Origin of the sequence: Mycobacterium sherrisii, assembly GCF_002102355.1 — a bacterium.
GTDB lineage: Bacteria > Actinomycetota > Actinomycetes > Mycobacteriales > Mycobacteriaceae > Mycobacterium > Mycobacterium sherrisii.
The window spans coordinates 1-22,202 of sequence record NZ_LQPT01000073.1 but is presented as its reverse complement, the minus strand read 5'-3'; the positions used below and the strand labels follow the sequence as shown (position 1 = coordinate 22,202).

The following is a 22,202-nucleotide window of genomic DNA, read 5'->3' as shown; positions in this document are numbered from 1 at the left end:
GCTGCCAAACACGCCGCGGCAGCACTTGCCAAACAACACCAAATCACCTAGCGTTCAACATGACTCGTTGATCGCAAAGCGTGAACCACGCGAGATCCGAAGTCCACCACTCTCCGGGACGCTATCGGCGTCGCGGCCAAGCTTGCGTTACGCAGATTAAGGCCAGCGGCGACTACGACATCCCGGTGATCCCGAAGTGACCGCGTCAGAATGGCTGGCGGGCAATCTTTCTGAAGTGCTAGTTGCTGTTGCCATAGCGGGTGCAACCTTGGCCGGCTCAGTTGCGCAAGCCGATGCCTCCCAGTCAGTTCCGCACGCGCAGACAGGTGCTCAGAATGGCTAGAACGGGAGCCAACACGTCCGGCCTCGGAAGTGGCGACAATCCTATGCACTCCATGGATTTGGAAGCTATCGACTCTGAGGCTTCGGAATACGGTTGGGGTGCAGGGCTCGTGCCGAAGGGGCTTGAGAATTCCCCGCCCTCAGCTGGTGGCAGATACAAGGGCAAGACACCGCCGTGTGAAAACAACGTTCGCGTTAGCCGCAGATAGCGGTGTTGAGGTGCATCCGCCCGCGTTGATCCCCCCGTCGCTGACAGACGGCATCCAGCGTTACCCGTTTAATTGGCGTGCCGTTACCCACGGTTGGCGTTGGTATCGCGTCGAGAACGGGCAACTGGTGTCACCGCTTCAAGGTTATCCAACCTCGTTGCCTGGCAACGGATATCTTCCGGGAGCATACTTCATTCCCGAAGCTTTTCGGCTGTGGCCAGTGCTGCTCATGCTGCGGGACACGCGCCCTTACGACTTCGCGTTTACTTTCGGCAAGGTGTTCGGTCCTCTGCTGCGGGACTTCCAAATGCCAAGAATCGGCTCTATGTCCGCCACGGAGTATCAGGCTCAGGTGATTTTCACCGACGGTGCAATGGATCTGGATGACTCGTACGATCTTCCGATCGTTGAGACCGAAATCGACTTAATCCTGTTAAGAGACATCGAGATAACGAAGGATGACCCTTCCTGGCCGGCTGCGGCAGTGCGATCAGCCGCACTGCGCGCCACGGTGAACCGGGTTGTTCGTGAGGCATCCGGCCCTAGTGCTCACTAACAACCCAAGGTTCGCAGCTTGGCCGTCTAGGTGTCATCCCATCGCCTAGGCGGCCAAGTGCTACGTGGGGTAGGCAACCAAGGCGAGCGGAGAGCTCAATAGATCCCGACAACCGGCTAACGGGTGATCGCCTTAATCAGCTCGATTAGCAGCCAAAGGGAAGCCACAGACCGCACGTCAAAGCAGCGCAATAGGCGGTACGACCAATCGCGCGCTACATCGCGCCGGTAACTCGGCATAGAGCGGCCCGGTGCTGTTTGGTCGCGACCCGCGCAGCCGCGTCGACAATCATGGCGGACGAACTGTGACGCTTCAGCGCTTCGTGAAGTTCGTTGATTGCTAGTTGCAGGCCGTAGAGAGAATGACGCTTTGGGTCGGAGGCGGTCTGATCGCCGTTACCGTGTGTGCGACCAGATTCCGATTCGGCAGAGGACTGTTCGTTGGGTTCGCGCTGCGAGGCGGAACCGTTCCGGCGCTCCCGTTTGGCGCCAGATTCCTTGCTACCGTTCTTGCTTCTCCGCTGTCTGACTTCGCGATAGCACTTGTTCCACAACTCGCGAAACTCGTAGTTGTCCACGTCGATATTGGTCAACCGTGGGTCATCGGCACCGAGCGGTAGTTCGTCCGCAGGAGTGCAATGCCCAGCTTCGGCAGCGAGCGCCCAGGTGTCCCAGTACCACTGAATTGTTCGATCGGATACTCCGGCGAGCTTTGCGAACTCCCCGCAGGTCACCTTATTCCGAACCCGTTCGGATTTAGCTGGTCTCCCGGCCCGTGCTCGTTTGTGGACGTTGCGGGCGACCAGCAGCCCTAACTGCCAGCCACCTTCAAAATGTTGCCCGAATACACGGGCGTCTTCATCGATGGACATGTTGCTCAGCTCTCCCGTTATGAACTTGGACATGAGTTGAGCGCTCGTCACTAGGGTAGTCCATGAATAGCTACTCCGCCAGTCGGAATCCGCTCTAGCTGCGGAGATACCGACATCTTCGGCAAAGTAGAGTTTGCTGGTTGTTGTTAACTTCCTGCATCAAAGTGCTTAAAACACCTGACCAGCATCAGCCGTTGATTAGCTCGACTAAATACCACAGGCGTCACATTGCTGGGGCAACAAAAATCCCGCATACCATGCGTGACTCAGACGACGACAGGTATCGCCCAAAAAGGCCTTCCTGAGTGGAATAGCTCGGCTACAGTTCGCCTCCGTGGGCAAATGGACAGCACTGATGGTCGGACTCACTGTGGCGGTTACGCTCGCCCTTGCGGCGAATTCGGGCGCACGCCCCATAGCGCCCATACCGCAAGCGCCCGGCCAGTCATGCGACCCCAATTACTCCGGTGCCTGCGTGCCTATTGCTAGCGACGTCGACTGTGCGGGCGGCAGCGGTAACGGTCCCGCCTACGTCAAAGGCCCGGTACGAGTCATCGGCAAGGACATCTACGGCCTGGATCGAGACGGCAATGGGATTGGCTGCGAGTAAGCGTTGAGCACCGATTCTCGGCAAACTTCGCACGAAACGACATGGCGGCGTCCACACCACGTCCACGAATTTCACCCGACTTGGCCAACTGGGCCGACACTCGCCACAGCCGCTGAAGGATCGCCGCTACCGTTAACGCCCTAGTGGGAGATGGTGGTTAGCGCCCCTGATGGATCACAAGGACAGTTCTGCGGACCTCTGCTGCGCCTTGACCTAGCGACTTTTAATCCGCAGGTCCCAGGTTCGAGCCCTGGTGGGGGCACCAAACGCTGTGTAGTACCTCGGTTGATGCTTGACAGTTACTTCGGTTGATCCTGGACACGCCCCGGCCGGGGAACTCCCCGCCCGCCGATCGGCCTGTTCCGCACGGAATGGCCCACGCCCGGCCGCTCGGCGGCTTGGCTATGCTTCGCGTGGTGAGCATCGATCCGGGCCGGCAGAACGCGCCCGTAGCCCTGGTAACGATGGAGATCCGGCATCCGGCAACGGATCCCCTCACCGAGGTGACGAGCCGGGAGCTCAAAAGGTTCCTGGCCGACGAGCTACCGATCGAACGGCTAGCTCAGGACGTGACGTGGGGCATGGGGCCGGGCGGAAGCCCGGCGCCGACGGCCGAGAACTTCGTCCGCTACGTCAATCGGGACGGCACCCTGGCCGCGTCGATCAAGGCGCAGGCGGTCGTCATCGAATCCACCGCCTACTCCGGTTTTGAGTCGCTGTGCGACGTGGCGATGCGGGTCGTGGACGCTCGCGCCCAGGTTTCCTCGATCGTCGGGGTCGAGCGCATCGGTCTGCGCTACCTGCTCGAGATCCGAGTCCCGGCCGACGAGCACGGTCGCGTCGAATGGACCGAATGGATCGCCGAGTCGCTGCTCGGCCCGCAACGTGTGGCCCCCGGCGGGCTGACCCTGACCGAATGGCAGGGCGCCGCGGTGTACCGCGAGCCACAGCCCGGCAAATCGATGATCGTGCGCTACGGCCCCGGCCTGGGCCAGGCCATTGACCCCAACTACTACCTGCGGCGCACCCTGCCTGGCCAGCCCGGGCCGTTCTTCCAGTTGGACATCGACAGCTTCTGGACACCGGTGGCGTCCATCCCCGAATACAACCGCGACGCGGTCCGTGGGACGTTTCACAACCTCTACGAGCCGGCCCGCGCGGCGTATCGCGAGCTCGTCACCGGCCCTCTGGACAGCGACCTGCCACGCTGACGCGCGCTATCGCGAAAGCACCGCGCTGCTGTAGGTGACGTCGGCAAAGGCTTCCGCGACCTCATCGTCGGGATAATGAAACCCGTTGGCCGCGTGCAGTTCTTTGACGGTGCGCGACGACACTTCCCAGCCGCGCTGGTTGACGTGTTCGACGAGATGGCTGCGCTGACCGTGATAGACGAGGTCGTTGAAGTCGACCTCGAACCCGTACTCGCTCATCCGCTCGTGGTGCGCACGCCACCGCGGGTCGGCGAAAACCGCTGTGTCGGGGACGAATTCGAACGCCAGCCGGCTGCCCGGGGCACTGAGTTCGGTGATGTTGTCGAACAACGCGTCCTGCGCATCATCCGGGAGGTAGACCACCAACCCCTCCGCGCTCCACGCCGACGGCGCCTTGGGGTCGAATCCCGCCGCCTGCAGCGCGGTGGCCCAATCGTCGCGCAGATCGACCGCGACCGTGCGCCGCTCGGCCGTCGGGCGGGCACCCAGATCGCTTAGGGTCTGGCTCTTGAATTCGATCACGTCGGGCATGTCGACCTCGTAGACGACGGTGCCGGCCGGCCAGGGCAACCGATAGGCCCGCGCGTCCAGGCCGGAGGCGAGGATGACCGCCTGAGTGATGCCACCCCGGGTGGCATCAAGGAAGTGCCGGTCGTAGAACCGGGTCCGCGTGGCCATGGCTTCGGCCGTTCGCCGGGGGTCGAAATCGGAGCCCTCGCCCACCGGGATCTCCCCGTTGACCATCCGGACGTACACGTCGATGCCGACCGCACGCACCAATGGCGCGGCATACGGATCGTCGATCAGCTTCTCGTCGTTGGACAGCGCCCGCTGCGCGGCCACCATGGTGGCCGTGGCCCCCACACTCGTCGCAAGATCCCAGCGATCGCTTTCGGTGCGGGCCATGTCTCTCCTACGTCAAGACCAATAAATATAGACAACCTAGTTATTACCACAGCGCCGATCGCCCGGCCCGACGGGACTACTCTGCGAGCTAGCCAATCCGGCTGCGTGGGCCGGAGGCCCGTGAGCGACGTTGCCCAACGCACGATCGAACTGGCTCGCCGTAACGTCGTCGAGGGCGGCCGGTTCTGGCGTGAACACAACCGTGGGCAACGCGCGTCGACGATCCTCCCGGCGCCGTTTCTGAACTCAAGGAATCTCGGGACAGTAGTGCATCGGATTGTCGCGCTCGTCCAGCGGCGGCAGGTTGCGCGCCGGCGTATGCACCAGCGGCGCGTCAGCGGAAATCCGTCCGGCGGCCCGGTCCAATCCGGCCCGCGCCCGCGGGTGTTTGCGGAATCGTGTTGGCACACAAGCGAAGACAATGCGGGCCAGGTCACCGAGGCGCCGGTGCAGAAATTCGTCACGGCGCGACCATCGATAACCCATCAGCCGGCGGACCGGGGGATCGTAGAGTCCCACGGTGAACCAGACGAAGAACGGCGCCATCAGTTTGCGTTGTGCGGCCCAGAGCCAGTTCGGAAGCCATTGCGCGAATGGAGGTTTGGGCAACTCGGTCAGATCGAGCACCGCCCGAGCGGCCCAATTGTCCTCTAACACGTTGTTGCACATGTGATCCCAGTAAGCCTGGAATTCTTCCCACGACGCCGGCACCGGGCGCATGCTCATCCCGTACATCCGGTACCACTCGACGTGTTCGTCGAACAACTGGCGTTTCTGCTCTTCGGTCAGTCCGCCGCAAAAGCGTTCCGCCACAATTATTGTCCCGACGAAGAAGGTGGCGTGCGCCCAGTAGAACACGTCGGGGTTCAGCGCGTGGTAGCGACGTCCCTGCGCGTCGACCCCCTTGATGTTGACGTGGTAGTCGCGCACCTCGGCGCCGGTGCTGGGGGCCCGGTCCCCGTCGAAGACGACTCCGCCGATCGGATACAACGACCGCAGTAACCTGGGCCAGCGCTCGCGGAAAAACGTCGAGTGGTCGATGACCGCGGCGCCGAGCTGGGGATGCATGTTTTGCATCGAACCCGCCCACGGCCCCTGCAGCATGCCGCGCCAATCGCCGAAGTAGCGCCAGGTCAAAGACTCTGGACCGAGCGGGGTCGGCGGGGCCTGATATCCCTCCGGAGACGCCGGGCATCCGCCCGCGACGGCTTCGGAGCCATTGGGTCCCATTGCCACCCCGGCTACCGTGGTCGTGTCGCTACCAGCTTCGACGCTGGTCAGTGGGCAGGTTGCGGACGTATCTTGGGTCACTGTCGGGTTTCCTAGTTGTGTCCGAAATTCTGACTACGGTTGTTGTCATTTCAAGCTTAGGAGCGATGTGCAGACCAGTCAACGACGGGGACGGTGGTCGGGTGTCCCCCTGGAAAGTCGCCACGCCCTTCGTCGCGACAACCTCATCGCCGCCGGCGTGCAACTCCTGGGCAGTGAGCGCGGGCCCGCGCTCACCGTCCGGGCAGTGTGTCGCAAGGCGGCGTTGACCGAGCGGTATTTCTACGAGAGTTTTTCCGACCGTGACGAATTCGTCCGCGCGGTCTACGACGATGTGTGCGCGCGGGCTATGACCGCGCTCACATCGGCGGACACCCCGCGTGAGGCGGTCGAGCAATTCGTCGAGCTGATGGTCGACGATCCGGTGCGCGGACGGGTGTTGCTGTTGGCGCCGGCCGTCGAGCCGATCCTGACCCAATCGGGCGCCGAGTGGATGCCAAGTTTCATCGATCTGCTGCAACGCAAGTTGTCCAACATCGGCGATCCGGTACTGCAGAAGATGATCGCCACCAGCCTGGTCGGCGGCCTGACGAGTCTGTTCACCGCGTACCTGAACCGGCAACTCGGAGCCACGCGCAAGCAATTCATCGACTACTGCGTCAACATGCTCTTCAACACCGCCGCACCGTATGTTCCGCCGACGGAAGGGGTACCCGAGTAGCTATTCCGTCCGGGCGTCGGCGGCGTCCCTGGTCGGTCTTCTGAACAACCTGCAGAAGGAGGCCGAACCGTGACCTCGGCGCGCGCGTCGGAAACTTGATGCTACTGACCGACACAGATATATTGACTGCAACCATTAGACACAGATAACTGGGGGTGTCATGCCAGCCGAACTGACTGACCTGCAGCTTTTGCATGAGCTTGAGCCGGTGGTCGAGACGTACCTGAACCGGCACCTCTCCATGCACAAGCCGTGGAACCCTCACGACTACATCCCGTGGTCGGACGGCAAGAACTTTTACGCGCTGGGCGGACAGGACTGGGAGCCGGGACAGTCTCAACTGTCTGACGTCGCCCAGGTGGCGATGGTGCAGAACCTGATGACCGAGGACAACCTGCCCTCGTATCACCGCGAGATCGCGATGAACTTCGGCATGGACGGCCCCTGGGGGCAATGGGTCAACCGGTGGACCGCGGAAGAGAACCGGCACGGCATCGCCCTGCGCGACTACCTGGTGGTGACCCGCGCGGTCGACCCGGTCGAACTGGAAAAGCTGCGCATCGAGGTCGTCAACCGCGGCTTCAGCCCCGGCCAGAACCACCAGGTTCGCGAAGATCTGTTCGCCGAGAGCCTGTTCGATTCCGTCACCTACGTGACGTTCCAGGAGCTGGCCACCCGGATCTCGCACCGCAACACCGGCAAGGCCTGCAACGAGACGATCGCCGACCAGTTGCTGGGCAAGATCTCGGCCGACGAAAACCTGCACATGATCTTCTACCGCGACGTCACCGCGGCCGGATTCGAGATCGCGCCCAATCAGGCGATGAAGTCGTTGCACAAGGTGCTGCGCAACTTCCAGATGCCCGGCTACCAGGTGCCCGAATTCCGGCGCAAGGCCGTGATGATCGCGGTCGGCGGCGTCTACGACCCGCGCATCCACCTCGATGAGGTCGTTTTGCCGGTGCTGAAGAAATGGCGCATCTTCGAGCGCGAGGACTTCACCGGCGAGGCCGCCGAACTGCGCGAGGACCTGGCCTTGTTGATCAAGGAACTCGAGCAGGCCTGCGAAAAATTCGAGGTGTCCAAGCAGCGCCAGCTCGAGCGGGAAGCCCGCACCGGCAAGCGCACGACCGCCTTCGAGCTGCACCAAACCGCCGGCAAGCTGGCGATGAGCCGCCGGTAGCCGGCCCGGACACCGAATTGCGCATCGGCCCCATCACGCTCGCCAGCCCGGTGGTGCTGGCACCGATGGCGGGTGTGACCAACGTCGCATTCCGCACGTTGTGTCGCGAACTCGAGCAAGCCAAGGTCGGCACGGTCAGCGGACTCTACGTCTGCGAGATGGTGACGGCGCGCGCCCTCGTCGAGCGGCATCCCGTCACCATGCACATGACGACGTTTGCCCCGGACGAAGCACCCCGTTCGCTGCAGCTCTACACGGTCGACCCCGCCACCACGTACGCGGCGGCGAAAATGATTGTCGACGAACACCTCGCCGACCACATCGATATGAACTTCGGCTGCCCGGTGCCCAAGGTCACCAAGCGCGGCGGCGGCGCCGCCCTGCCCTACAAGCGGCGCCTATTCGGCCAGATCGTGGCCGCCGCGGTCCGCGCGACCGACGGCACCGACATCCCGGTGACCGTCAAGTTCCGCATCGGGATCGACGACGAGCACCCGACGCACCTGGATGCCGGCCGGATCGCCGAGTCCGAGGGTGCCGCGGCCGTGGCGCTGCACGCCCGGACGGCGGCCCAGCGCTACAGCGGCACCGCCGACTGGGAACAGATTGCCCAGCTCAAGCAGCATGTGCAGACGATCCCCGTGCTCGGCAACGGCGACATCTACGACGCCAGCGACGCCTTGACGATGATGGCCAGGACCGGTTGCGACGGCGTCGTCATCGGCCGGGGTTGCCTGGGCCGGCCGTGGCTGTTCGCCGAGCTGTCGGCCGCGTTCACCGGCAGCCCCGCCCCCGCGCCGCCCACGCTCGGCGAAGTCGCCGATATCGTCCGCCGGCACGGTGAATTGCTCATTGCGCATTTCGGCGAGGACAAGGGCATGCGCGATATCCGCAAACACGTCGCCTGGTACCTGCACGGCTTCCCGGCCGGATCCGACCTGCGCCGCGCGCTGGCGCTGGTCAAGACGTTCGACGAGCTGAACGCCCTGCTGGATCGGCTCGACGGCGACGTCGCATTCCCGGACGCCGCGAACGGGCCGCGGGGGCGGCAGGGATCCGCCGCCCGGGTGGCCCTGCCCGACGGCTGGCTGGACGACCCCGACGACTGCACGGTGCCGGCCGGCGCGGACGTCATGCACTCCGGCGGCTGAACCCGCCTCGAAATCGCGTCCGGGCCGATAAATCAGTACGATGTGGACCTTGCTGAATTGCGCGCGGGTGGCGGTTCGGTTTGTCGACCACGCAGGGGCAACAGCACACAGCGTGACCTGAGGGGCAGCGAAGTTGCAGCGCTTGACGGGGCGCTGCGGTGATTTGACGCACGGACATCACTGACGGCGGCATCAAGGCTTCGGAGGCGAGTACAGACATGAGTGACGGCGAGGTAGACGCCACTCTCGGCGCTCGCCGCTCCAGCGACCGGCACGCGGCCGGCACCGTCGCCTTGGGCGCGGCGCCCTGGGAGCGGTTCTCCGAGTCGCGACCCGACGACACCGTGCACCGCTGGCACACCCCGCAGCCGGCCGCGGCAGCCCTCCACGAACCCGACGACCCGTCGCAGCCCACCGGAAACCACGCGTCGGGCGCGATCAGCGTCGCCGACCTGATCGCCAAGGTCGGCGTCGATACCGGCGGGCGCCGTCACCGCCGCGCGGCATTCGACGACGAACAATCCTCCGAAGAATCTTTCGCGTCCGACGCGGACCTGCTGGTGGCCATGCAGGACACCCAGGTCATCGATCCCCCGGCGTATTCGCTCGACGTCGGCGGTGAGGTTCCCGAACTCGAGTCACCGGAAAGCCCCAGCGAGTACGAGGCCGAACCGGCTCCGGTTCCGCCGAAGCGATCCCGGCGACCCAAAGCCGTCGACGACGACGAACCGAAAACCAAGTCACGCCGTCGGGGCATACTGCTCGCCGGGCGTTCGCTGGCCGCGCTGGTGGCGGTCCTGACCCTGGCGTTGACCGGGGGCGCCTGGCAGTGGAGCGCGTCGAAGAACCACCGGCTCAACATGATCAGCGCGCTCGACCCACACTCCGACGACATCGTCGACCCGAGCGGACAGTACGGCGACGAAGACTTCTTGATCGTCGGCATGGACTCCCGGTCGGGCGCCAACGCCGACATGGGCGCGGGGGACAGCGAGGATGCCGGGGGCTCCCGCTCGGACACCGTGATGCTGGTGAACATCCCGGCGAACCGCAAACGGGTGGTGGCCGTTTCGTTCCCCCGCGACCTGGCGATCACCCCGATGCAGTGCGAAGCCTGGAACCCCGACACCGGACAGTACGGGCCGCTTTATGACGAGAAGTCGAAGACGTGGGGCCCGAAGATGGTCTACACCGAGACCAAGCTCAACTCGGCGTTCTCCTTCGGCGGCCCCAAGTGTCTGGTGAAGGTCATTCAGAAGCTGTCCGGGTTGAGCATCAACCGGTTCATCGCCGTCGACTTCGCGGGCTTCGCGAAGATGGTCGAGGCCCTCGGCGGTGTGGAGGTGTGCAGCAAGACGCCGCTGCACGACTACGAGCTCGGCACGGTGCTGGAACATTCGGGCCGCCAGCTCATAGACGGTCCGACGGCGCTGAACTATGTGCGGGCGCGCCAGGTCACCACCGAGTTCAACGGCGACTATGGACGCATCAAACGCCAGCAGTTGTTCCTGTCGTCGCTGCTGCGCTCGCTGATCTCCGAGGACACGCTGACCGACCTGAACAAGCTGAACAACGTGGTCAACATGTTCATCAGCAACAGCTACGTGGACAACGTGCAGACCAAAGACCTTGTTCAACTGGGCCAGTCGCTGCAAGGCATGGCGGCCGGTCACTTCACCTTCGTCACGGTGCCGACCGGGGTAACCGACCAGAACGGCGACGAACCGCCCCGAACGGCCGACATGAAAGCGCTGTTCAGCGCCATCATCAACGACGATCCACTGCCCGAGGAAAACGACCAGAACGCCGCGAGCCTGGGCAACAACCCCAAGCCGGGGCCGACCACCGCCCCCACCACCAAAAAGCCGTCGCCGACGCCGGCCCCCGAGGCGCGCCGCGAGCAGGTGACCACGACCGCGCCCGAGGAGGTCACCGTGCGCGTGTCGAACGCGACCGCCCAGAGCGGGCTCGCCGCGACCGCCACGAACCAGCTCAAGCGCAATGGCTTCAACGTCATGTCGCCGGACGACTACCCGAGCCCGCTGACGTCGACAACGGTGTTCTTTTCGCCGGGTAACGAGCAAGCGGCCGCGACGGTGGCCTCGGCGTTCGCCGACTCGAAGGTCGCGCGGGTATCCGGCTACGGGCAGGTCGTCCAGGTGGTGTTGGGGCCCGACTTCCGGTCGGTTACTCCGCCCGCGCCCAGCGGCTCGTCGCTTTCCGTCCAGATCGACCGCAGCCCGGGCAGTACGCCCACCAAACTGCCAGACGACCTGACAGTGACCAACGCCGCCGATACCACCTGTGAATAACGGGATTTCGTCCCGCTAGACCGCCGTTTTCGACGGCGAGAAAGTAGGCTTGGCGGCATGCGGACCGCCTACCACGAGCAACTCTCGGATTTGTCCGAGCGGCTGGGCGAAATGTGCGGGCTGGCCGGGGTGGCCATGGAGCAGGCCACCCAGGCGCTCCTGCAGGCCGATCTCGTCCTTGCTGAGCAGGTGATTTCCGGCCACGAACTGATTGCGCGGCTCAGCGCGCGCGCCGAAGAAAGCGCTTTCGTGTTGCTGGCGCTGCAGGCACCGGTGGCAGGTGACCTTCGGTCGATCGTCAGCGCCATCCAGATGGTGGCCGACATAGACCGCATGGGCGCCCTGGCGCTGCACGTCGCCAAAATCGCGCGCCGACGCCATCCGCAGCACGCACTGCCCGAGGAGGTCAACGGCTACTTTGCCGAAATGGGCAGGGTGGCAGTCGAATTGGGCAACAGCGCGCAAGAGGTGGTGCTATCCCGGGATCCGGAGAAGGCGGCGCGGATCCGCGAAGAAGACGACGCGATGGACGACCTGCACCGCCACCTGTTCTCCGTGCTGATGGACCGCGAGTGGCGCCACGGCGTGGCGGCCGCCGTCGACGTGACGTTGCTGGGGCGGTTCTACGAACGCTTCGCCGATCACGCGGTGGAAGTCGCCCGGCGGGTCATCTTCCAGGCCACCGGCAAATTACCGGAGGACGAGGCAACGTCCGCGACGCCATAGGCGCTCAGCCGAACCGGCCGGAAATGTAATCCTCGGTGGCCTTTTGGGACGGGTTGGAAAAGATCTTCTCGGTGTCATCGATCTCGATGAGCCGACCGGGCTTTCCCGCCGCTTCCAAATTGAAGAACGCCGTGTGATCGCTGACCCGGGCCGCCTGCTGCATGTTGTGCGTGACGATGACGATCGTGTAGTCCTGCTTCAGCTCGCTGATCAGTTCCTCGATCGCCATCGTCGAAATCGGGTCCAGCGCCGAGCACGGCTCGTCCATCAGCAGGACATCGGGTTGCACGGCGATGGCCCGGGCGATGCACAACCGCTGCTGCTGCCCGCCGGACAGCCCGCCACCGGGCCTGTTCAACCGGTCCTTGACCTCGTCCCACAGGTTGGCGCCCCGCAACGAGTGCTCGGCGATCTCGTCGAGCAGCTTGCGGTTGCGCACTCCTTGCAGTTTCAGGCCGGCCACCACGTTGTCGCGAATCGACATGGCGGGGAACGGGTTCGGCCTCTGGAACACCATGCCGATCGCGCGCCGCACCCCCACCGGGTCGATCCCGGAAGCGTAGATGTTCTCGTCGTCGAGCAGCACGGTGCCCTCGACCCGAGCGCCGGGGATGACCTCGTGCATCCGGTTCAGGGTTCGTAGCACGGTCGTCTTACCGCAGCCCGACGCCCCGATGAACGCCGTCACACTGCGCGGCAAAATCGACAGCGTCACATCCGCGACCGCCTGAAACGATCCGTAGTAGATGTTGACGTCTTTCAAGTCCAAGCGCTTGGCCACCCAGCACTCCTCCTTAGGACTTTTTGGGAGCAAACATCGTTGAGACCACCCTGGCTCCGACATTGATCACCGCGATCAGCAAAATCAGTGTCAACCCGGCTCCCCACAGCCGCTCCGTGGGTACCGGGTTGACGCCCGCACCGGCCGCCGTCTGATTGAACATCATGCCAGGCAGCGTTCCCATGAATCCTCTGAGTAGGTCGAAGTTCATGGCCTGCGAATAACCGACCAGGATCAGCAGGGGGGCCGTCTCGCCCATCACCCGGGCCACCCCCAGCATGACGCCGGTGACGATACCCGACAGGCCGGTCGGAATCACCACTCTGACAATGGTTTTCCACTTCGGCACGCCCAGCGCATAGCTGGCCTCGCGAAGCTCGGTCGGGACAATGCGCAGCATCTCCTCGGTGGTGCGCTCGATCACCGGGAGCATCAACAACACCAACGCCAACGACACCGCGAAACCCGAACGCGGCAGGCCCAGCGTCGCCACACACAGCGCGTAGATGAACAACGCCGCCACGATCGAGGGCACCCCGGACAGGATGTCCACCATGAAGGTGGCCGCCCTGCCCAACCGGGTGCCGTCGCCGTACTCGACCAGGTACACGGCGAGCATCACGCCGACCGGGATGGAAATCGCCGCGGATACCAACACCTGTAGCAGGGTGCCGACGATCGCGTGATACGCGCCGCCGCCGGGCAGAAACGGTGTGATGCCCGCCTGCGAATGCGTCCACCACGTCGAGGACGCGACGACGCGGTAGCCCTTCGCGATCACCGCGTACAGCAGCCACAGCAACGGGGTCAGCGCGATCAGCATCGACAGCGAGACCAGCACGCTCGCAACGGTGTTGGCGATCCGACGGCGTCGGCCGAGACGGGACAGTCTGCGCGCCTTGAGCGGCCGGTCGAAGATCGACGTCATCGCCGGCCCCTGACGGCACCGGCGACGACCCCGCGGGCGATGGCGTCGATCACGAAGGTCAACACAAAGAGCACCAAACCGGCGGCGATGTACGCGCCGGCCTTGTAGCGGTCGTTGAACTCCCACGCGGTCGCGGCGATCTTGGTGGCGAACGTCGAGCCACCATCGAACAGCGACCAGCCGAACGCCTTTTGGGTGCCCCGCAGGATGATCAACAACGCGACCGTCTCCCCCAGCGCGCGGCCCAGACCCAGCATTGCGCCGCTGATGTATCCGGATCGGCCAAAGGGCAACACCGTTGTCTTGACCACCTCCCATCGCGTCGCGCCGAGGGCGAGCGCCGCCTCGATCTGTTCGGCGGGTGTCTGCACGAAGACCTCGCGGGTGACAGCGGTGATGATGGGCAAGATCATCACCGCCAAGACGAGTCCTCCGGTGAAGATGGTGCCGCCGCCGGCCGCCGACGCGCTGCCGTCGGCGAACAGGAAGCACCAGCCCAGCGAGTGGTTCAGCCAGGTCGCGACGGGTCGCAGTTGCGGCGCAAGGACGTAAAGACCCCACGCGCCGTAGATGATCGAGGGCACCGCGGCAAGCAGCTCCACTGTGTACGCGAGCGTCCCGGCAAGTCGTCGCGGCGCGTACTGGCTGAGGAAGATGGCGACGCCCAGCGCGACCGGCATGGCCAGGATCAGTGCGAATATCGAGACGAACACGGTCACCTGCAGTAGATCCATGATCCCGAAATGCATCGCCGCGGTGTCGGCGGTGACCCAGTTGCCGCGGTAGGTGAAGAAGTTCTCTTGGTTGCGCCGCAGAGCCGGTATCGCACGCCAGAGCAGGAATCCGCCGATCGCGATGACCAGGACCGCGATCAGGACCCCGGTCGACTCGGCCAGCCAGCGAAACATCCGGTCGCCGAGCCGCGGTGACGCGTCGTTCCAGGGTCGGATCGGTACGACCGGCGCCCACGTCGACGATCCTGAGCCGCCGCCGGCCGAACGGCCCCGAGCTGGATCTGGCGTCGTCACTGTGGATCCATCACTTCTGCTGTCGCTCTCGGCCCCAGAACTACTGCATCGCCTCGATCGCGGCGATCAGTCGCTCCTTGACCTTATCGGTCACCGGGACGAAGCCGGCCGCCGAAAGGCTGTCCTGACCAAAGTTCACGGCTACGGTCAGGAAGGATTTGATCGCTTGGGCGGTCTGCGGGTCGTACCCCTTCGAACAGACGATCTCGTACGTCGTCAGCACCAACGGGTAGGCATTGGGCGGCTCAGTGCCGTACATCGAACTGAGGTTCAGCACCAAGTCGTTGCCGCCTTCGGCGAAGGTGGCCGTGTCGATCGCGTTGCCGACCGTCGCGGTGGTCAGCGGGACGGGACCCGCGCCGGTGGCGATCTGTGCATAGGGCAGGCCGGCCTGGTCGGCGAAACCCTTCTCGACGTAGCCGATCGCACCTTGCATCGTCCGCACGGCCTGGATGACGCCGGACGATTTCGCCGCCCCTTCCCCCACGCCGCCTTGAAATTCGGTGCCGACTCCTTTCGACCAACTTTGCGGCGCGGCAGCAGTCAGATACTTCTGCAGATTGTCGGTGGTGCCCGACGAATCCGACCGGTAGATCGGCGTGATCTTCAGATCCGGCAGCGCCACCCCGGGATTCAGCCCGGCCAGGGCGGGGTCACGCCAGCTGATGATCTTGCCGGTCAGGATCCGGGCCAGCGCGTCGCTGTTCACCGTCAGCTGTGTGATGCCGGCCAAGTTGTACACCAGCGCGATCGGTCCGAGCACCAGCGGCAGATCCCACGCCGGGTTTCCATTGCAGCGCTTGGTCGCCGGGGCGATCTGATCGGCAACCAACGGAGCATCCGAGCCCGCAAAGTCGACATGTCCGGCGATGAATTGCTCACGACCCGCGCCCGACCCGGTTGGGTTGTACGACAAGGATTTTCGCGGACAATACTGGCCCCAGACGTGCCCGAGCACCGCCACCGCGTTCTGCTGCGCGGTGGACCCTTCGGCCGTCAGCTCGCCTTTACCGCCGCACGCGACGGTGCCGGAGGGGTTGAGGGTTGCCGCGCCGTGGTGATTGTTGTCGCTGCCGCAAGCCGTCAGCCCGGCGCACGTCACCAGTGCCAATACCAGTGCCAATACCGGGGCCAATACCGGGGCCGTCAGCGTGTTGTCCGCAACGTGGAGCCTCACCGATCTCGCCTTCTGATGCAGTCCGTCGCGTGCGACCGACGCTCGAAACTATGCGGCAGCGCTGCTCGGAGAAGGGTGCCTAATCCGTGAACGTGCGATGAATAGTTTGCTGGCACAGCACTTCTGTCTGCGATCTCGGTCAGCCGGGCGCGTATGCGGTGTCGACGCTGTAGGTGGTGAACCCCTGGCGCCGATAGGTCCGCACCGCGGGGATGTTGTCCGACTCGACGTAGAGCAACACCGTGACTTCGGTTGCCGAGCCGTCCGAGTTCGCCGACCCAAACAGTCGCCGAGCCAGCGACTCGATTCCCACTGCTGTCAACATCTGCCCCAGCCCGCGTCCCTGCGCCGCAGGGTCGACACCGAGGACGTACACCTCCCCCAGGCCCGACTGGTCGAGGTGCACCTTGGTCCAGTGAAAGCCCAGCAGCCGTCCCGCGTCATCGAACGCCAAGAAGAGTCCGGCCGGGTCAAACCACGGCTCGCCGCGCCGTTCCGCCAGATCGGCCTCCGTCCAGCCGCCCTGCTCGGGATGGTCGACGAACGCGGCGTTGTTGACCCGCAACAGCTCGGCGTCATCGTCGGTGCCCGCGTAGGTACGCACCCGCACGCCGGGAATCGGGTCTACCGGCTCGGGAATCTCGCGAAGGGTGCGTCTCATCTGGACGAGTTCGCGCACCGCGGACACGCCCAGCGCCGCCGCCGTCGCTTTGGCCGGCTCGAGCGTGCCGTGCGCCCAGAACCGGTTGGTGCCACCGGTTTTGGCGATGGCGGCCCGAGCCATCGCCGCCCCGATGCCGCGCCGGCGGGCCTGCGGATGCACCACCATCTCGGCCATCCCGGGACCGTCGTCGCGCGGCGGACTGAGGTTGAGATAGCCCGCGATTGCGTCGTTCGCGGTGACCAGCAGATGGTTGGTGCGGTCCTGCCCGAGCTCCCGCATTACCTGCTCACCGACGGGCGCAACTCCATCGAATTCGGTTGCCGCCGCGATCAATTCGCGCACACCGTGCTGCTCGTCAGCCGTCAATGCGGAGCGCCAGTCAGGCCTCCAGTCCGACCACGTCACTGACTGTGCAACGGGTCGGCCAACGGCTCTTGCAGTTCTTCGGCTTCGTCGTCGGCTTCGTCTTCGTCGACGTCGTCCGGCGTCGCGATCGGCGGACGGCCGCGCGCCGGCCGGACGGCCTTGTACCCGACGTTGCGCACCGTTCCGATCAGCGCCTCGTACTCGGGCCCCAGCTTTGCCCGCAACCGGCGGACGTGGACGTCGACGGTGCGGGTGCCGCCGAAGAAGTCATATCCCCACACCTCGTGCAGCAGCTGGGCGCGGGTGAAGACCCGGCCGGCGTGCTGGGCCAGATACTTCAGCAGTTCGAACTCTTTGTAGGTCAGATCCAAAGGGCGGCCGCGCAGCCGGGCGGTATAGGTGCCTTCGTCGATCACCAGCTCGCCCAGGCTGACCTTGCCCGCACTTTCCTGGTCGGCCAGTCCGCCGCGACGGCCCACCACCAACCGGATCCGGGCGTCGACCTCCGCCGGCCCCGTGGCCGGCAGCAGGATCTCATCCAGACCCCAGTCGGCGCTGACGGCCACCAGGCCACCTTCGGCCACGACCGCCACCACCGGGACCGACCGGCCCGCGGTGCTCAACAATCGGCAAAGACCGCGCGCCGCCGACAGGTCGTTGCGCGCGTCAACCAGCACCGCGTCCGCAGTGCCCGCCTCCAGCAGTGAAGATGGTTCGGGGGGCGCCGTCCGCACGGTGTGAGGGAGCAGTGACAACGACGGCAGGACCGGGTCCGGATGCAGCTCCGAGGTCAGTAGCAGTAACTCCAACAAGCCCCTCCAGCTTCGGGGGGAAAGGCATCTCCCAGATTCGCAAGCCACATGGCGTTAGTGGCCAGGTCACCCTACGATAACGTGCTACCTGGCCTTTGTGCGTGCGGATGTTCCGTACTGTGAGACCCACCACCGGGTGCTCGGCCCGAAATCCGCGCCGCGCGCCGCAGCGGACTGGGTCACAATATGCGGATGCGCAGGGTGCTGATCGGTGTCGTCGCGGCGATATCCGGCGTGGCGGTGATCGTCATCGGTGTTGTCGGCGTGGACTACGGAACCAGCATTTACGCCGAATACCAGCTCTCGCGCAGCGTGCGCAAAGCGGCAAACCTGGGTTCGGACCCGTTCGTCGCCATTCTCGCGTTCCCCTTCATCCCGCAGGCGCTGCACCGCCACTACAACGAGCTGGAGATCAAGGCGAACGGGGTCGATCATGCGATGACCGGCAAGGCCACCCTCGAAGCGACCATGCACTCGATCGACCTGACCTACGCATCGTGGCTGATCAGACCGCATGCGAAGCTGCCGGTGGGCAAATTGGAAAGCCGCATCATCATCGACTCGACGCACTTGGGTCGGTATCTGGACATCGCCGATCTGATGGTCGAGGCCCCGCCGGCCGAGACCAACGACGCCACTGGCGGCACCACCGAATCGGGGATCTCCGGCAACCACGGCCTGGTTTTCAGCGGCACCCCCAAAACGGCCGGGTTCGACCACCGGGTCAGCATTTCGATGGATCTCTCGATCGCTCCCGACGACCAGGCGACGCTGGTGTTCACCCCGACCGGGGTGCTCACCGGACCGGACACCGCCAACCAGGTCGTGCCCGACGACAAGCGCGACGCGGTGCTGCGGGCCTTCACCGCCCGGCTGCCGAATCAGCGCCTTCCGTTCGGCGTGGCGCCACGCACAGTGGGCGCGCGCGGCTCCGACGTGATCATCGAGGGCATCACCACGGGAGTAACCGTCGCCCTCGATGAGTTCAAGCAATCATGACCACAACCGGCGACCCGCCTGGCAACGTTGAGGAGGCCACGTGACCACCGTCGTCGTGGCCATCGTGGCGGCGCTCGCCCTGGCCGCTCTACTCGGCTGGTTACTGACGCGTCGGTCCGGGAACCTCACCGAGGTCGCTGCGGACCCGAGTCGGACCGCCGCCGACACCGCCGACCTCGGGCTGTCGACCAGCGGACCGACGGTCGTGCATTTCAGCGCACCGTGGTGCGGGCCGTGCGACCGGGTCCGCCGGGTGGTCGACCAGGTGTGCGACAACATGGGCAACGTCGCTCATGTCGAAGTCGATATCGACGCCAACCCGGCCGCCGCACGCCAATTCTCGGTGCTGTCCCTGCCGACAACGTTGATCTTCGACGTCGACGGGCGCCAGCGTTACCGCTCCTCGGGCGTCCCGAAGGCCGCCGACCTGCGTTCCGCGCTGGAACCGCTGTTGGCTTGATGCCGATGTCATTGGGTAAGCTGACCGACGTGTCAACCCGCACCGAGCTCACGCTCACCAAGCGCCGCGCAGTCGATCTGTGCCGCGTCGCGGGTTGTTGTTGTCGCTGTTGCTGTAGCTGCTGAGTAAGCCGCGCCGCCCGCGCCGCACTCAGACCAGCCCGGAGCCCCCTGGTGTGTCTCCACTTTTCCGTGCAACAGGCAATGAGGAGTCGTTCGTGTCAAGCAATAACACCACCACCACGCCGGACCGCGTGGACGTTCGTGGACCCAGGTTCGCGGCGTGGGTCACCACCGCGGTGCTGGTCGTCACGCTGGTTGTGTCGGCGTTCAATCCGTTGGCCGCCGCCGTCATTCTGGGCGTGCAGGCGGTGATCTTCGCCATCGGCGCCGTCGCCGGCCCGCGCCGGCATCCGTACGGCCGCCTGTTTGCCGCCCTGGTGGCGCCCCGGCTGGGTCCGGTCAAGGAGCGCGAGCCGGCGCCCCCGCTGCAGTTCGCCCAGCTGGTGGGCTTGATCTTCGCGGTCATCGGTGTCGCCGGATTCGCACTGGGCGCTCCCCTGGTGGGCGTCGTCGCCACGGCTTTCGCGCTCGTGGCCGCGTTCTTGAACGCAGCCTTCGGAATCTGCCTCGGCTGCCAGCTGTACCCTCTCGTGGTTCGCTTCCGACCGTCGGCCGGTCGCGCGTAACCCCTCAAATCGCTACGTAGTGAAAGGACCCCCACCATGGCACGTTCCGACGTCCTGGTCTCCGCCGAATGGGCTGAGAAAAATCTCGACGCCGCGAACGTCGTATTCGTTGAGGTCGACGAGGACACCAGTGCTTACGACGACGGCCACATCGCCGGGGCGATCAGGCTCGACTGGCGCACCGACCTGCAGGACGCGGTCAAGCGCGACTTCGTCGACGCCGAGCAGTTCTCCAAGCTGCTGTCCGACCGTGGCATCGCCAACGACGACACCGTGATCCTCTACGGCGGCAACAACAACTGGTTCGCCGCCTACGCCTACTGGTACTTCAAGCTCTACGGCCACCAAAACGTCAAGCTGCTCGACGGTGGCCGCAAGAAATGGGAGCTCGACGGGCGCCCGCTGACGAAGGACCCGGTCAAGAGGCCCGCCACGTCCTACACCGCCTCGGCCCCGGACAACAGCATCCGGGCCTTCCGGGACGAGGTCATCGCGGCCATCAACACCAAGAACCTCGTCGACGTGCGCTCGCCCGACGAGTTCTCCGGAAAGATCCTGGCGCCCGCGCACCTGCCGCAGGAGCAAAGTCAGCGTCCCGGCCACATCCCGGGCGCCATCAACGTGCCCTGGAGCAAGGCCGCCAACGAGGACGGCACCTTCAAGTCCGACGAGGAGCTGGCCAAGCTGTACGCCGACGCCGGACTGGACGGCACGAAGGAAACGATTGCCTACTGCCGGATCGGGGAACGTTCGTCGCACACCTGGTTCGTCCTGCAGGAATTGCTCGGGCACAAGAACGTCAAGAACTACGACGGCAGTTGGACGGAATACGGCTCCCTGGTGGGTGCCCCGATCGAGTTGGGAAGCTGATATGTGCTCTGCACCTAGGCAAGGACAGACGTTGCCCGCCAGCGTCGACCTAGAGAAGGAAACGGTGATCACCGGCCGCGTCGTGGACCGCGACGGCCAGGCGGTCGGTGGCGCGTTCGTTCGACTGCTGGACTCGTCGGACGAGTTCACCGCGGAGGTGGTCGCCTCGGCGACCGGCGACTTCCGGTTCTTCGCGGCGCCGGGTGCGTGGACGCTGCGTGCGCTCTCGAAGGCAGGCAACGGCGACGCCGTCGTGACGCCGTCGGGCGCCGGCATCCACGAGGTCGACATCAAGATCGCCTGACCGACTGCCGAGCGGGTTCGCGCGCTGGGGCCTCCCCGGCGGCGCGGCCCGCGGCAACAGGTGAATAGACTGGTCGACGTGGTGCTGTTCTTCGAGATCATGCTGGTCGCGGCCGTTGTCGTTATCTCCTGGTTCGCGTTGTACACCCTCTATCGGCTCATCACCGACGAGTCGTGACAGGCAGCGAGAACCCCGACGGACCGGCCGGTTCCACGGGTTCCGGCGACCGCGCCGTGGCGGCGGCCGCCCAGCGCGCCAAGGTGACGGCGGCCCGCAATATCCCGGCCTTCGACGACCTGCCCGTCCCGGCCGATACGGCGAACCTGCGCAAGGGCGCGAACCTCAACGACGCCCTGCTGGCGCTGCTGCCGCTGGTCGGCGTGTGGCGTGGCGAGGGCGAGGGCCAGAACATCGGCGGATCCGACGGCGACTACCGATTCGGACAACAGATCGTCGTGTCCCATGACGGCGGCGACTATCTGAATTGGGAAGCCCGGTCCTGGCGTCTCGACGACAGCGGCAATTATCAGCAGCCCGGCCTGCGCGAGACCGGATACTGGCGGTTCGTCCGCGACCCCGACGATCCGAGCGAATCGCAGGCCATCGAATTGCTCCTGGCGCACTCGTCGGGCTATGTGGAGCTGTTCTATGGGCGGCCGCGTAACCAGTCGTCGTGGGAGTTGGTGACCGATGCCCTGGCCCGGAGCCGGTCGGGTGTTCTGGTCGGCGGCGCCAAGCGGCTGTACGGGATCGTCGAAGGCGGCGATCTCGCCTATGTCGAGGAGCGGGTGGACGCCGACGGCGGATTGGTTCCGCACCTGTCGGCGCGGCTGTCGCGATTCGTCGGCTAGTTGTTGCGGGTCATGAGGTTGTAGACGCCGACACGGGTTGAGGTGTTCGGGGGACGGGTTCTTCGGCGGCAGGATGAGAAATCGCCAAACCCCTCGTCCTGACTACCGAAGGAACCCGTCCGTGACCCACGGTAATGCCCCGTTGTCCGTTGAAGGCCGTCGTCGACTCGTGGCCCGTTGCGCTGATCGTCCGATCGCTCACGTGGC

General features: G+C 65.1%; 24 protein-coding genes and 1 tRNA gene. 16 read left to right on the top strand and 9 right to left on the bottom strand.

Features of this window, described 5'->3' with window-relative positions; all coding sequences use genetic code 11:
* The first annotated feature begins 519 nt into the window (after positions 1-519).
* Positions 520-1,107 (top strand): hypothetical protein, encoded by a 588-nt coding sequence (locus AWC25_RS27155; RefSeq protein WP_211281044.1) that lies wholly within the window; start codon positions 520-522, stop codon positions 1,105-1,107.
* A 214-nt stretch (positions 1,108-1,321) separates the two neighbouring features.
* Here AWC25_RS27155 and AWC25_RS26550 read toward each other — a convergent pair whose 3' ends face one another.
* The gene (locus AWC25_RS26550) at positions 1,322-1,978 is read right to left on the bottom strand and encodes a hypothetical protein (protein WP_142278822.1); all 657 of its coding nucleotides are present in this window, start codon (positions 1,976-1,978) and stop codon (positions 1,322-1,324) included.
* Positions 1,979-2,333: 355 nt separating this feature from the next.
* Between AWC25_RS26550 and AWC25_RS13040 the strand changes: the two genes are divergently transcribed.
* The 3 genes from AWC25_RS13040 (at position 2,334) to AWC25_RS13035 (ending at position 3,799) form a co-directional block, all read left to right on the top strand.
* Positions 2,334-2,588 (top strand): hypothetical protein, encoded by a 255-nt coding sequence (locus AWC25_RS13040; protein WP_085166907.1) that lies wholly within the window; start codon positions 2,334-2,336, stop codon positions 2,586-2,588.
* A gap of 162 nt (positions 2,589-2,750) precedes the next feature.
* A tRNA-OTHER gene (locus AWC25_RS26800) sits at positions 2,751-2,853 on the top strand.
* Between the two features lie 139 nt (positions 2,854-2,992).
* Positions 2,993-3,799 (top strand): TIGR04255 family protein, encoded by an 807-nt coding sequence (locus tag AWC25_RS13035; protein WP_085166910.1) that lies wholly within the window; start codon positions 2,993-2,995, stop codon positions 3,797-3,799.
* Between the two features lie 6 nt (positions 3,800-3,805).
* On the opposite strand, the gene AWC25_RS13030 is transcribed toward AWC25_RS13035, so the two are convergent.
* A complete protein-coding gene (locus AWC25_RS13030) occupies positions 3,806-4,705 on the bottom strand; it encodes an SAM-dependent methyltransferase (protein WP_085166906.1) in 900 nt (299 codons plus the stop codon).
* A gap of 246 nt (positions 4,706-4,951) precedes the next feature.
* Positions 4,952-6,016 (bottom strand): oxygenase MpaB family protein, encoded by a 1,065-nt coding sequence (locus AWC25_RS13025; RefSeq protein WP_085166905.1) that lies wholly within the window; start codon positions 6,014-6,016, stop codon positions 4,952-4,954.
* A gap of 67 nt (positions 6,017-6,083) precedes the next feature.
* Between AWC25_RS13025 and AWC25_RS13020 the strand changes: the two genes are divergently transcribed.
* The 5 genes from AWC25_RS13020 (at position 6,084) to phoU (ending at position 12,067) form a co-directional block, all read left to right on the top strand.
* Entirely contained in the window at positions 6,084-6,695 is a 612-nt protein-coding gene (locus AWC25_RS13020; protein ID WP_142278821.1) for a TetR/AcrR family transcriptional regulator, read from the top strand.
* 160 nt (positions 6,696-6,855) lie between these two features.
* Positions 6,856-7,878, top strand: coding sequence for an acyl-ACP desaturase (locus AWC25_RS13015; RefSeq protein ID WP_069402830.1), 1,023 nt, complete (start codon positions 6,856-6,858; stop codon positions 7,876-7,878).
* 17 nt (positions 7,879-7,895) lie between these two features.
* Positions 7,896-9,029: a tRNA dihydrouridine synthase DusB gene (gene dusB / locus AWC25_RS13010; protein WP_085166904.1), complete on the top strand. Its 1,134-nt coding sequence runs from the start codon at positions 7,896-7,898 to the stop codon at positions 9,027-9,029.
* 218 nt (positions 9,030-9,247) lie between these two features.
* Positions 9,248-11,341, top strand: a complete 2,094-nt coding sequence (locus AWC25_RS13005; RefSeq protein ID WP_085166903.1) for an LCP family protein — start codon at positions 9,248-9,250, stop codon at positions 11,339-11,341.
* A gap of 57 nt (positions 11,342-11,398) precedes the next feature.
* On the top strand, positions 11,399-12,067 hold the full coding sequence (gene phoU, locus AWC25_RS13000; RefSeq protein WP_069402832.1) for a phosphate signaling complex protein PhoU: 669 nt from the start codon (positions 11,399-11,401) through the stop codon (positions 12,065-12,067).
* Positions 12,068-12,071: 4 nt separating this feature from the next.
* Here the strand turns inward: phoU and pstB are convergent, their stop codons facing one another.
* From pstB to AWC25_RS12970, 6 genes are all read right to left on the bottom strand, one after another.
* Positions 12,072-12,848, bottom strand: coding sequence for a phosphate ABC transporter ATP-binding protein PstB (gene pstB, locus AWC25_RS12995; protein ID WP_069402833.1), 777 nt, complete (start codon positions 12,846-12,848; stop codon positions 12,072-12,074).
* Positions 12,849-12,861: 13 nt separating this feature from the next.
* Positions 12,862-13,776 (bottom strand): phosphate ABC transporter permease PstA, encoded by a 915-nt coding sequence (gene pstA / locus AWC25_RS12990; RefSeq protein ID WP_085166902.1) that lies wholly within the window; start codon positions 13,774-13,776, stop codon positions 12,862-12,864.
* A complete protein-coding gene (gene pstC / locus AWC25_RS12985) occupies positions 13,773-14,726 on the bottom strand; it encodes a phosphate ABC transporter permease subunit PstC (RefSeq protein ID WP_232327360.1) in 954 nt (317 codons plus the stop codon). The genes pstA and pstC overlap by 4 nt, the downstream gene beginning before the upstream one ends.
* A 118-nt stretch (positions 14,727-14,844) precedes the next feature.
* The gene (pstS, locus tag AWC25_RS12980; protein WP_211281045.1) at positions 14,845-15,954 is read right to left on the bottom strand and encodes a phosphate ABC transporter substrate-binding protein PstS; all 1,110 of its coding nucleotides are present in this window, start codon (positions 15,952-15,954) and stop codon (positions 14,845-14,847) included.
* Between the two features lie 166 nt (positions 15,955-16,120).
* Positions 16,121-17,050, bottom strand: coding sequence for a mycothiol synthase (mshD, locus tag AWC25_RS12975; RefSeq protein ID WP_069402836.1), 930 nt, complete (start codon positions 17,048-17,050; stop codon positions 16,121-16,123).
* Positions 17,047-17,823 (bottom strand): winged helix-turn-helix transcriptional regulator, encoded by a 777-nt coding sequence (locus AWC25_RS12970; protein WP_142278820.1) that lies wholly within the window; start codon positions 17,821-17,823, stop codon positions 17,047-17,049. The genes mshD and AWC25_RS12970 overlap by 4 nt, the downstream gene beginning before the upstream one ends.
* 186 nt (positions 17,824-18,009) lie before the next feature.
* Here AWC25_RS12970 and lmeA point away from each other — a divergent pair, with 186 nt between their 5' ends.
* The 7 genes from lmeA (at position 18,010) to AWC25_RS12940 (ending at position 21,995) form a co-directional block, all read left to right on the top strand.
* Positions 18,010-18,822, top strand: coding sequence for a mannan chain length control protein LmeA (lmeA, locus tag AWC25_RS12965; RefSeq protein WP_085166901.1), 813 nt, complete (start codon positions 18,010-18,012; stop codon positions 18,820-18,822).
* A 40-nt stretch (positions 18,823-18,862) separates the two neighbouring features.
* Positions 18,863-19,282, top strand: a complete 420-nt coding sequence (locus AWC25_RS12960; protein WP_069402838.1) for a thioredoxin family protein — start codon at positions 18,863-18,865, stop codon at positions 19,280-19,282.
* Entirely contained in the window at positions 19,282-19,407 is a 126-nt protein-coding gene (locus AWC25_RS27830; protein ID WP_425320229.1) for an Ms5788A family Cys-rich leader peptide, read from the top strand. Before AWC25_RS12960 ends, AWC25_RS27830 begins: the two co-directional genes overlap by 1 nt.
* Before the next feature lie 92 nt (positions 19,408-19,499).
* Positions 19,500-19,970: a DUF4395 domain-containing protein gene (locus AWC25_RS12955; protein WP_069402839.1), complete on the top strand. Its 471-nt coding sequence runs from the start codon at positions 19,500-19,502 to the stop codon at positions 19,968-19,970.
* Positions 19,971-20,006: 36 nt separating this feature from the next.
* Positions 20,007-20,840, top strand: a complete 834-nt coding sequence (locus AWC25_RS12950) for a sulfurtransferase (protein WP_069402840.1) — start codon at positions 20,007-20,009, stop codon at positions 20,838-20,840.
* 1 nt (position 20,841) lies between these two features.
* Entirely contained in the window at positions 20,842-21,144 is a 303-nt protein-coding gene (locus AWC25_RS12945) for a DUF1416 domain-containing protein (RefSeq protein ID WP_044508474.1), read from the top strand.
* A 173-nt stretch (positions 21,145-21,317) separates the two neighbouring features.
* Positions 21,318-21,995 (top strand): heme-binding beta-barrel domain-containing protein, encoded by a 678-nt coding sequence (locus AWC25_RS12940; RefSeq protein WP_085166900.1) that lies wholly within the window; start codon positions 21,318-21,320, stop codon positions 21,993-21,995.
* The last annotated feature ends 207 nt before the right edge of the window (positions 21,996-22,202 follow it).